The organism is Bacillus sp. HY001, assembly GCF_007558965.1.
Taxonomy (GTDB): Bacteria; Bacillota; Bacilli; order Bacillales; family Bacillaceae_G; genus Bacillus_A; species Bacillus_A mobilis.
Genome location: NZ_VLTE01000048.1, coordinates 65,214 through 77,413, shown reverse-complemented (window position 1 = coordinate 77,413; position 12,200 = coordinate 65,214). Strand labels below are relative to the sequence as shown.

9 protein-coding genes are annotated in these 12,200 nt (G+C 35.4%); 3 read left to right on the top strand and 6 right to left on the bottom strand.

The window, feature by feature from the left end; genetic code table 11:
* Positions 1–695: 695 nt before the first annotated feature.
* Together FOT98_RS21260 and FOT98_RS21255 are read left to right on the top strand one after the other, a co-directional pair.
* Positions 696–2,435, top strand: coding sequence for a hypothetical protein (locus tag FOT98_RS21260; protein ID WP_063263271.1), 1,740 nt, complete (start codon positions 696–698; stop codon positions 2,433–2,435).
* A 286-nt stretch (positions 2,436–2,721) separates the two neighbouring features.
* Positions 2,722–4,014, top strand: coding sequence for a DNA cytosine methyltransferase (locus FOT98_RS21255; RefSeq protein ID WP_063263272.1), 1,293 nt, complete (start codon positions 2,722–2,724; stop codon positions 4,012–4,014).
* 176 nt (positions 4,015–4,190) lie between these two features.
* On the opposite strand, the gene FOT98_RS21250 is transcribed toward FOT98_RS21255, so the two are convergent.
* The 3 genes from FOT98_RS21250 to FOT98_RS21240 are packed head-to-tail and all read right to left on the bottom strand — an operon-like array spanning position 4,191 to position 7,439.
* On the bottom strand, positions 4,191–5,156 hold the full coding sequence (locus FOT98_RS21250) for a tripartite tricarboxylate transporter substrate binding protein (protein ID WP_063263273.1): 966 nt from the start codon (positions 5,154–5,156) through the stop codon (positions 4,191–4,193).
* Positions 5,153–5,830, bottom strand: coding sequence for a response regulator (locus FOT98_RS21245; protein ID WP_063263274.1), 678 nt, complete (start codon positions 5,828–5,830; stop codon positions 5,153–5,155). The genes FOT98_RS21250 and FOT98_RS21245 overlap by 4 nt, the downstream gene beginning before the upstream one ends.
* Positions 5,831–5,849: 19 nt before the next feature.
* The gene (locus FOT98_RS21240) at positions 5,850–7,439 is read right to left on the bottom strand and encodes an ATP-binding protein (RefSeq protein ID WP_063263275.1); all 1,590 of its coding nucleotides are present in this window, start codon (positions 7,437–7,439) and stop codon (positions 5,850–5,852) included.
* Between the two features lie 225 nt (positions 7,440–7,664).
* On the opposite strand from FOT98_RS21240, the gene FOT98_RS21235 reads away from it, so the two are divergent.
* Positions 7,665–8,987 carry an MFS transporter gene (locus FOT98_RS21235; RefSeq protein WP_063263276.1) on the top strand — a complete coding sequence of 441 codons (1,323 nt, stop codon included), beginning with the start codon at positions 7,665–7,667 and terminating at the stop codon, positions 8,985–8,987.
* A 226-nt stretch (positions 8,988–9,213) separates the two neighbouring features.
* Here FOT98_RS21235 and FOT98_RS21230 read toward each other — a convergent pair whose 3' ends face one another.
* The 3 genes from FOT98_RS21230 to FOT98_RS21220 form a co-directional block, all read right to left on the bottom strand.
* Positions 9,214–9,630: a hypothetical protein gene (locus FOT98_RS21230; protein WP_063263277.1), complete on the bottom strand. Its 417-nt coding sequence runs from the start codon at positions 9,628–9,630 to the stop codon at positions 9,214–9,216.
* Between the two features lie 69 nt (positions 9,631–9,699).
* A complete protein-coding gene (locus FOT98_RS21225; RefSeq protein ID WP_063263278.1) occupies positions 9,700–11,538 on the bottom strand; it encodes a PDDEXK-like family protein in 1,839 nt (612 codons plus the stop codon).
* A gap of 179 nt (positions 11,539–11,717) precedes the next feature.
* Positions 11,718–12,158, bottom strand: coding sequence for an SMI1/KNR4 family protein (locus FOT98_RS21220; protein ID WP_063263279.1), 441 nt, complete (start codon positions 12,156–12,158; stop codon positions 11,718–11,720).
* Positions 12,159–12,200 lie beyond the last annotated feature (42 nt).

Here is a 12,200-nt window from a genome sequence, read left to right as displayed (position 1 = left end):
ACCAACCACATGTCTTATTTCTCGTTCCTACAAGAATGAAATTACCATTTTTTTACACACCGTCATATCCTATCTCATTAAACATTAAGCTCTTACATCACTTCAGATACCTAAATAATAAAAGACCCTTAACAAGCGTTAAGAGTCTTTTATTATTGCTATTTATTTTAATTCTTTGTTTTACTTCTTCCATCTTTACATAGAAGTCAACTTCCCTATCATGCTCAAATAAATTCGCTAACTTACATGGATAAGCTATACGTTCTGATATTTCCTTACCTAATTCATTTTAAATCTATAATAATATATATCAATATATATATTATTATCCGGAGTACCTTTCATCTAATTTTTTCAGTTGTTAGAAACAATTCTCTTAATAACTCTGTTATCTCAGCAACTCTAGTCATTAATAACCTATGACTTATTAAGGTAAAAGACTGGCTTCTTTCATAAGAAGTATCCGTACAATAGAAAAACAAACCATATATTCTTCAAATTCTAGACTCACTTTAATTTTATTCGTAAAATATGTATATTAATAACAGTATATATTATAACCTTTAAAAAGAGATACCTATAGCTCTATGCTATTTTCGATTTATCAATTTGAAAATTTCAAATCATATTATTTACTCCTATTAACTTAAGTGCAATTTTAAGAACACTAACTTACAGTCCAAAGGATGTGTACAATGAAAAAGAAGCCAATCCCAAAAACTATCGGAGACAGCCACGTAAAATCAGTACAACAAGCATTATTACAGTCATTAAACTCCTTATCTATCAATAATTATCCACAGACAACAAAGGAAACAGTTACTTTTATCCAAGGTTTATATCCAAACATTGGTTCAGTTACTTCAAAGTTCGATGATCCACATCCAGATCGTACTAATGATCTTACGCTGTATTTAAAAGATGGATCGATTACCTATATAAATTTATTCTACATAAAAAAGGGTGGGAAAATTCAGCCCAAAAATCTTGGAGCAAAAAGCTTCTTAACAAAATACTTCTTATCCCAAGACATGCAGGATATTTTTAATAACAAATTCGAAAAATACTACTTAGAATTCTTAAAAGATTTAGTTGAACATAATGAGGGTACACACTATATCACTGATAAAAAGGAATTAAAAACACTTGTTCAAGACTATTTCCCTAAATTCACAAACGACATTAATGAATATAGAGGACGCTTTCTCTTTAATTTACGTGAAACATGTTTTTCTCTACTTCAACAGTTTCACAATCAAGGAAATATAGGTTTAGGTTTTTCCCATGCATTCAATTCCTTTTTTATGGTTGATAATGTCAACATTATTACCCAATATGGAAAAGATGAAAATGACATTCAAGTTGAAAAGTTCTGTCCATCATACCCTACTTTTAAAGATATTGAGTTATATAAAATAGGAAAGGCTTCAGTGGGTATTAAATTTGGTGAAGTAGCACTAACTTTACGGTTTAAATTTGAAAGCGACCCTACAACATCTATAAAACTTGCGACTAGTTATCATGAGTTTCCAGAAGAACAAGATATAAAAAATATCAATAAGAAAACTATTAACAAAATAAAAAAACTAATAACTAAACATGAGTATATCAAGATAAAAAATAACAGTAATGCGATAGGAAAATGTCATGAAGCCTTTTCATACTATTATTTTTTGAAGGAGTTTCCTAATATCGTCCAAGTAGATCCAAATACATGTATTGAATTACTCGGTACATATTATTCTGCTTTAAAACCAGAAACACTAAAAGAATTATTTGATTCAACTTCTACAATCGTACCAGCTATAACAAAGAAATTACGTCAAAAATATAACGACTATACTATAGAAAGCATCGAATTAATTCCAGATGCCTATATCGGTGATAGACTTGATACCGGTGACCTTCAGTTAATCTTAAAAGCGAACAATGATATTATTGTTGAAAATATTTCCCTAAAAGCTCTATCTAAAAAGAATAGCAAGATAACTACAAAAAACCCTGGGATCGGAACAATTTTAGGTCCTACATATTTTAACGTGGGAAGTATGGAATCTATTGTAAATGAGGTGAAATCTACCTTTAACACTGGGGGTTTAAATCATAGAGATAGTCTAGAAAAACTGTCTTATGAACTAGGAAAGCAATTAGAAAAAGCCAATCAAGAACAACTTCGAACAGGTACTGGAAATTTATTAGGAAAAGCAATGATGGCTATTACAATTTACAATGAGGGAGTTAGTCTTTGCAAAGAACATTCAGAGATCAATAGTGCGATAAAAGTTAAAATCAACACACCTACTACCATTCAAAACACCATATTGTGGAGCAATGATCAAGAAACAATTAGCTTGCGCATGAAATTCAGTAAAGGACAACACCATGGATGGTCTTCTGTTAAATTAACTTCCGAATACCAATTAAACATTAAGTAGGTAAAAATTATTAAAACGCTAAATAAGTAAGACTAAAAAAACACTTACATATCCAAGGCATTCTATGGCAAAAATATGATCACAATATTTTCACCATAGAATACACCTTTGAAATACAAACAAGTATTAAATATTCTTTATCAATTTCACAAAATACATTCCTAAATTTCACAACATTGATAGAATATTACAACCTGCCCTGCGGAAATATTACATAATAATCTGCATACTGGCCTTTTCCGGCTTAAAGTGTTAAAATAAACAAGTAATTATCGGAGGTGCTTGTATGAAAATCGAAGAACGAGGTAGGGCAAAATACCGTCCGTTAAAAGATTATGATATTGAACAAGTAAAAAATTTACTAATAGAGAAAATCCAAGAAGAGCAAGAAAATACACAAGGATTACCAGAAGAAGATACGGAAGCAAATATAAACTTCGACCCTAATAAGCTTAATCTTGTAAGTTTATTTTCAGGCTGTGGTGGTCTAGATCTCGGTGCTGAATTATCTGGCTTAGATGCAACGATAGGTAATACCAAAACCAATAACATATTATCTTCTCGTGAATCTTTTGATAGAGACAGAAACCAAAGTGTATTTCATACCATTTATTCTGTGGATATGTTTAAGGAAGCAAATCAAACATATAGATTAAATTTTCCACAAACAGTCATTCAAAACCAAAAAGATATTCGCAAAATTAAAACTTTCCCAAAATGCGATATCGTATTAGGTGGTTTTCCATGCCCAGGGTTCAGTGAAGCCGGTCCAAGACTAATTGACGATGAAAGAAACTTTCTATATATCCATTTCATTCGATGTCTTCTCCAAACAAAACCAGCCTTCTTTATTGCTGAGAATGTTAAAGGCATGTTAACCCTAGGGAAAGGAGAAGTCATTAAACAAATTATTCAAGACTTCGAATCCGCTGGCTACAATGTTAAGTTTCAGCTTGTCAATTCACGAGATTATGGTGTCCCACAACTTAGAGAACGAGTATTCATTGTCGGCGTAAGAAAAGGACTTGATTTCGAATATAAATTCCCAGAGCCAACACATGGTATTGGGAAAAATAAAAAATCCTATGTAACGTTAAAAGACGCTATCGGTGATTTAGAATCCAATCCTGGATCGTACTATGAAGGAAGCTTTTCATCCATATATCTGTCTCGAAATCGAAAAAAACAGTGGAACGAGCAAAGTTTTACTATACAAGCTTCTGGAAGACAGGCTCCTTTACACCCTAGCGGCGAACCTATGCAAAAGATTGGAACGGACAAATGGGAATTACCAGGAAATGAAAGATCTCATAGAAGACTATCTGTGCAAGAGATTGCACGCATACAAACATTCCCTGACTGGTTTGTATTTTCTGATGGTAACAATTTATCCATTAGTGAAAATGGAAAGTTAGACAAAATATATAAACAAATCGGGAATGCTGTACCTGTTGAACTCGCGAGAGTAATTGCACGCCCTATTGCTGAATGGAGCTTGAACAACATGGAAAAAATAAATAACAATAGATTAAACTCACAGCAAATGGAACTATTCGAAACACTTAATGTATATAACTAATAGTGTAATACTCAAGCTAAGTTAAAACAAAATGAACTTTTTAAGAGAGTTGCAAATATACATGGTGGAAGAACTACTTTTATGAAATTTAACCTAAAAGTAGTTCTTCCACCTTTTTGTTTATCCATTCATTTTCCATTTATACTCCACCCTACTATAGGTAAATAAAATAATACTCAATTCCTTTTTACCATCCCCCCATACCACTCATAACTATCCTCCAAAAACACCCTACTCTCCCCACTATCCCTATAATAAGAATTCCAACCCCGCTCCCTCAAAATCCCCTTCCAACTATCACTCTCCACCATCCTCTTAATAACACCATCCCAATAAGCAACCTCTTCCTCCGTCATATCTTTTGGGCCCATAATGCCTTTCCAGTGCTGGAAGATGACGTTGATTCCTTGTTCTTTCCATGTTGGGATTTCTGGTAGTCGGTCTAGACGTTTTGGTGCGGATACGGCTAGTATTTTTATTTTGCCGGCTTTGTATTGTTTTTCGGCTTCGGATAGGGTCATGGTTGCGGCGGTGATTTGTTTGTTCGTTAAAGCGTTTATGATTTTTTCTTTGTTTTCGTAGACGAAGAATTGTAGTTCGGCAGGGTTTATGCCGAATGCTTTGCTTACTTGTACGAAGGATAGATGATCGTCGTTTCCTAAGCCAGGGGCAACGCCGATTTTGAAGTTATTCTTGTCTTGTTTTAGTTGTTCCATTAGTTGCTTTGCGTTTTCTATGTTTGAGTCTTTTGATACGACAACGACTTCCCAGTCCGATGCGAGTGTTGCTAGCGGTGTGAAGTCTTTATATGTTAGTTTACTGTGGCCTAGTAGGTTGTTCGTTATGAGTAAGCTTGAGTTGATCGCCAGTACGTGACCGCCTTTTTGTTTCGTATATTTCCATCCGACATCACCGCTGCCGCCCACTTTGTTTGTGACTGTGATTGGTTTTGTGAAGATTTTTTCTTCTGTTAGTGTTTTTTGCATCGCTCGTGCTGTTAAGTCCCATCCTGCTCCTTGAACATTTGGCGCAACGATTTCTACTTTGTCTATGTTTACTGTATTCTTTTGAGACTTTTCTGAGGAACAACCAGCTATTACTCCCGTCATGATCCATATACATAGTAATAATCGTTTTTTCATAGTCCTCGTCCTATGCGATATTTTCGCTCTGGTCGTCCGATAATGCCGTATGTGTACTCTACTGTGCATTCGTTTGTCGCTACTAAGTATTCTAAATATCTTCTTGCGGTTGTTCTGGAGGCCCCCATTTGTTCTCCCATTTCTTCTATTGTAATGCCCTCTTCGAATCCTTTTATAATACCTTTCACTTTTTGCAATGTTAACGGATCAACACCAGTCGGTAAGTTTTTTATATCTTGTGTTTGCGAAATGCCGAAGAAGTTATCGATGAGTGCTTGATTTACTTCATTATTACTATGTAATAATTGCTTCTTTCTTTTATAGTCTTCAATTGTGCGAACGAATTTTTCTAACGTGACTGGTTTTATAAGGTAATTACTTACGCCATTTCGAATTGCTTTTTCTAACATATGGTTTTCATTTTCCGCTGTCACCATAATGACGTCAACGGTTGGAAAGTCTGCATGGATTTTTGGCAATAAGTCTGTGCCAATTCCGTCTGGTAAATAATTATCTAATAGAAGCAAATCGATTTCTTCCCTTTGTAGTAGTTCCATCGTTTCTTTTGCGTTCAATGCTTTTCCAATCACTTTTACGTCCTTTATTTTTGATAAAAACTCTTCCTGAATTTGTGCGACGCGAAAATCATCTTCTGCAATTGCAACCTTCAACATATGCCCATCCCCCTGTTTGTCATGTACTTTCTCTCAATGTTTTCGGAAGGTAAATTGTAAAAATAGCTCCCCCATTTTTCTCGTTTTGAATTTCAATTGCTCCCTCTAGTAAATCTACCATTTCTTTTACATTTGCTAGTCCGTAACCACGATCATTTCCTTTCGTCGAAAATCCTTTTTGAAAAATGGTCGTGATTTTTCCAACTGGTATCCCTTCTCCACTATCTATCACTTCAAACACAATGTCGTGGCCAATATCCGTAACGAAGAAGGAAACATTCTTCTCCTCTTGTCCACTCACCGCATCAAACGCATTGTCGATTATGTTTCCAAGAATCGTAATAAGGTGCGATACTTTTATATGGTCTGGTAACGGATGAAGCGCACTATCTCCTTCAATATGAAAATCAATTTTCTTCTCAGATGCTGTTCCGATTTTTCCTAATAAAATAGCTTGTACTTTCGCATCATGAATTTGATGGAATAAAATATGATTTTGACTTTGATGAATATTAGATTCTTGCTGAATAAATTCAATTGCTTCTTTGTAATGTCCTAACTGAAGTAATCCTGATAAAACGAACAGCTTATTTGTAAATTCATGCGTTTGAGCGCGTAAGTCCTCTGAATACTTTCTTACCTCAGATATTGTGTTCACAAGGTTTTGCAGTTCTGTTTTATCTCTAAAACTACATACAACTCCTGCCGTACTGTTATTTTCAAGTATCGGTGTCATGTTTAAAATAAACACTTTATCTTGAAACGCGATTTCTTGATCGTTTTCTAGCACTCTCTCCATATTAAATTCCGGTAAAACTTTTGAAATGTGCTGCTGCATATAATCACCATTTACATGTAGCATTTCTTCTGCCGATGTGTTCATCATCGTAATAAAACCATTTTGATCAATGGCGATAATTCCTTCTTTTATAGATAGTAGTATCGCGCTTCGTTCCCGATATAACGCCGCGATTTCATTCGGTTCCAAACCGAGTGTATCTTTACGAATGCTACGTGCTAAAAGAATACCGCCAACAATTCCAGCTAGTAATACAGCTAAGGAAAAGAGTATAATTTCTTTCGTTCTGCTCAGTATGTTAGATTCAATACCTTTTATTAAAAACTCTACTGTCACAACACCTACTACTTGATCGTAGTCTCCGTTATGAACAATAATGGGCGCCTTCGCCATTAAAGCCGGACCACTTTCCCCATTTCCTTCAAGCGTATAATAGCCACCAAAAGTGAGTGCTTCATAGTTATATGGATTGTTACTCTTTGTGCCAATTAACTCCGAATTAGAATGGGAATACATCACCCCAAAGCGATCTTCTATAATGACAGTATCTGCACCAGCTTGCTCACGAACTTGTTCCGCAATAGATGGGATCGTACTTTTATGCTCATTATTTTGAAAGGCATCTTTTATAGCAGGCATAAAAGAAAGAGATTTAGCTGTTTGCAGTGCTAACTGCTCCACTTGGCGTTTCGTATCAACGGACTGAATGTAAACAAATATTCCTGCTAATAGGAGAACGACAAATAAAATTAACGCGATAATTAAGCTGACTATTTTCGTTTGTAATGAGACTTTGCGTGATTTCTTCATACTTCATATCCTTTGATAAAATATTCAAAACTATCAATCTCCTCTTTCTATTATTATGACAAAACGAATAATGAAGCAACTATTAAAACTCTCCATGTACATAAAGTACAAAAAGAATAAAATTGTCATAATATTGAGATTTTATTCTATAGACAGTACAATTCAACTACGATGAACACGCTTTCATAATTATCATTCTATTTATAAGCAAGAGGAGGAATCATTATGGCTCAAGCAAAATCTAACCGAGTCGCCGGCAATATTTTCAAAGGTTCAGTCGGCAATTTAATTGAATGGTACGACTGGTACGTTTACTCTGCCTTCGCTGTTTACTTCTCAGCAGAGTTCTTTCCTAAAGGCGATCCAACGAGTCAGTTACTGAACACAGCGGCTATTTTCGCAGTTGGTTTTTTAATGCGCCCTATCGGAAGTTTATTAATGGGTCGCTATGCGGATCGGCACGGACGCCGGGCAGCATTAACGCTTTCGATTACAGTTATGGCCGGTGGTTCTTTAATTATCGCCTGTACACCTAGTTACGAAAGCATCGGTATTATGGCGCCAATTATTTTAGTTCTGGCTCGTTTACTACAAGGATTATCACTCGGCGGAGAGTACGGAACTTCCGCAACGTATTTATCTGAAATGGCTAGTAGTGGACGCCGCGGTTTTTATTCAAGCTTCCAATATGTAACGCTCGTTGCTGGGCAAATGGTTGCGTTAGGCGTTCAAATTGTTCTTCAACAATTACTAAGCGAACCAGATATGAAAGCTTGGGGCTGGCGCATTCCGTTCATTATTGGAGCGATGGGTGCAGTAGCTGTATTATGGCTTCGCCGTACAATGGATGAATCGGAGCAATTCTCAAACATAAAATCACAAAAACGCGAAAACGCAGGAACCGTTCGCGCTCTTATGAAACATCCGAAAGCAGTATTAACAGTAGTCGGCCTAACATTAGGAGGCACTGTCGCATTCTATACGTACACAACATATTTACAAAAGTTCATGGTAAACACAGTCGGTCTGCCGAAAGAAGTTGTAAGCTGGATTAACTTTGCTGCACTACTCATTTTCGTCGTACTTCAGCCAATTGCAGGGCTATTATCCGATAAAATTGGACGCCGCCCACTATTAATGGCATTCGGTATTCTCGGAACATTACTAACAGCACCAATCTTCTTCTTCATGGAAAAAACGACAGAACCAATGGTAGCATTCTTACTTATGATGGTCGGTCTCATTATCGTTACCGGTTATACTTCCATTAACGCGATTGTAAAAGCAGAACTCTTCCCAACTGAAATTCGCGCACTTGGCGTAGGTTTACCATATGCATTAACTGTTGCGATATTCGGGGGAACTGCAGAGTTCATCGCATTATGGCTAAAGAGTATCGGAATGGAATCACTATTCTACTTCTACGTAGCTGGATGTATCGCGATAAGCTTTATTACGTATTGGCGTATGGATGAGTCATCGAAGACTTCGCAGATTGAGGCGGAGCTTGGTGGTGGGGATACACTAGCTAACAATAAATCTAGCTAGACTCTCTTTTAATTCTTCTACTACTTTTAAAGGTTATCTCTAAACGACTGTTTATTGATAACCTTTTTGTTAAATAAAAAGCCTCTTATCAGCTATACTATGAGTACACAACGAGGTTCCTCTATTTGAAAATAGTATTGTATATAATACCACTCCAACACCTTCCGTCTATACTCAAAATCCATTTCTAACTTCTTTACCACTCTCTATACATACTTCCAAAACATCAATATATCACCCCAAAATGCACAGTAGCACATCCATAACATACACCATCCTCAAAAAGATGTTCCGGCAAAGTCTTTGTATTACAAAACTGACACTGCTGGTAACGCCTCTTTCTAAAATCAGCCACCATACGAATACTCTCTGTCATTTCCACAGCCTTTTCACTGTCACTTAATTCTTCCAGATGTTCCCATAATAATATATGATGCGTAAACCGTGTCATATCTGGTGCGACTGGACAAGTCCATACTAATCTATGAAACCCTATTTCTAAGCCCATTTCTCCCGCACGAATAAACATGTTTGGATCAAAATCCAGCCCTCGAACTGCGAATTCGACATCTAATTCTTTCAACTCGCAAAGCTCCAATTGTTTTAATATAAATTGCTGTATCTCTGTTTTTGCTAATTTCATAAATGAACAATCTCCTTTATTAAGTTAAAATAATTGCCAAGTACATTCCTCTGTACTTGGCAACCCCTCTTACATATAAACGCCCTCTTCAGTGATATCCGTTAACATTTGGATGACATTTTTACACCCTTCATCACTAAATAACTCGTTCATTGCACTCAGCACCACATCTTCACCTGACCAATTACTAATCGGACATGTTCGTGTATAAATTTTAGTAAACATCGCTTCCGGTCTTTTAGCTTGTAGACTTATTTTTTTCCCTTTGCTTTCAAGCTTATGTAATAGCGTTAGTCTCTTTTGTGATTCCAGCGGACCAATTTCTAACGTCAGCTTCAATCTATTATCTTTCAAACGCTCAAACCACATAATCGCACAGTTATTTAACCACCAATCCCATTTCGGTTTACCAAATTGTTCCTCAAGCGCGCGAAACTGTGGCATAATAAATGACGGTTTTTTACTACTGATATTATAAAATTCTTCTTGAAGCTTATGTTGATGAATAAATGATCGGAACGCATTAGCTAAAACATCTACTTCTATTTGATTACGTTCTTCAAACGTATCTTCTTCTCCATTTATAAAACTAGATATCGTATCGTCTATCGCGGAAACGACTTGATTAAAGTCTGCACAGTTATACATGTTATTCATCACTTGAAGAATCTCATCTTGATCCGCCCAATCCTTCACATCCATATATACCGTGTAAATTCTCGTAAACTTCGCTCCATTTTCTTTCGCTTTCTCTTTAATCGTTACACCATTCTCTTCTAACTTACATAATAATTTTAATCGATTTTCATATTGTTCTAACGGACCTACTTCAATCGTAAGCTTCATACGCCCATCTGGTTCTCTTTCAAACCAAGTAATAAGAGCATTGCGTAACCACCACTCACCTTTTGGCACGCCAACAAACTCATCAAGTTGTCTCCATTCTTCAAAAATGAATGATGGAATACGAATATGTTCCTTGTAGCAACCATTTGGTATTTGATTTTGTTCTACAAACTGTAAGAACGCCTCTCTCATTACACTATTTCCAGCTTTATGTATAAAACGAAGTGTTTCAGCATACTTCTTATAAATTTTGCGAAGATCTTCTTTCACTTCACCATCCAATTTCCTCACAGCCCGTTGCAACTCTTTACTAACAAACTTTCCAACCACTTTTCCGTTACCATTTACACATAGAAAATCAACAGCAGCTTTATGGTTTTTATACACAGTTAACGCTAGTTCAATGTCTTCCTCATCACGAACTAGTTCTCCCTCTAATATATCAATATAATAGGAAATAAAATCTTTAATCGTACTAGACGTATACTCACTATAAATCTCCAATTGTGCTTTCAGGATATTTAAAATATCCCCGTAATCTAAAGTAAGATACGACGTATGGCTTGGCGCACTACCATCTAAACTTAAAAAGATTGGAATAATCGTATACCCTTCATATTTCTCGCTAACAAAATTGATGTAATTTTGTAATTGTCCATCTGATTCTGACGACTTATATTTATTTTCAATCAAAATAGCAACCTTTTGCGACTCTGATATTGCCAAAATATCAATTCGTTTATTATTCTTCGTTTGTACTTCGCGGAAAACTTCCAAATCTTGAAGAGACTGCTTATGTAATTTAATAAAATTATATCGACCAATTAACTCCTCATTTTCCGCTTTTACAAACGTTTTAGAAAGCAACTTATTGACAAACATAGAACCCAGATGATGATTCTCCGTAGGATCAAGTAACCAAGCAATCATATTAGAATGCCTAATCTCAAACCTATCCACCTTCAATATTTTAAAAGGATTAAAACGATTAAACTTACTATGTAACTTCTCAAACTCCATCGAATCATCTAAAAGTGATAAAATCTCAAAATTATAATCCAATCCCTGCACCGCCGTTTATAAATTTGTGAACACTTCTCTTCAATAATCATTTTAATGTATTGTTATAAGTAAATTATAGTTTGTAATGTGGTAGTATGTGTGTCATATTAATTGTTTTTTACTAGTTTTCTAAATCAAATGCCAACTTGTCTGAAGCAAGTTGGCATTATTTATTACACTTAATTCAATTCATACAAGCCTTCAACAAATTCTGAGAAACTATTAGCTATATAACTAATTCCTTTTTCTATATTTTGATGACTTAGTTCATGGTCCCAAAATACAACAGCCGGTTCATTAGACGTTCTATAATCAAAACAAATATAATTGCCAAATTGATCACTCATAAATGGAACAATTCGTTTAGGTAACTGATTTTTTACGTTTTCAAACGTGTCCCATATATTCTCTACATTCGATTGATCAAATGACAATAGTGCTTTGGCAACTAACTCTTTTCTCTGAGCTGTATCAAATACGTTTGGTCTTGGACGACCAGCATTATAATTAGTAATACATAATTTATAATCATCTGGAAGTACTATTTCTAACATATTTTCAAAGCGAACAACCTCTTCTTCATCCCTTAATGGCTTGGACATAATCCAGCTTACATTCATATTATACTTCACCCCTTCTCTCATTAGTTACTTAGTAACCGT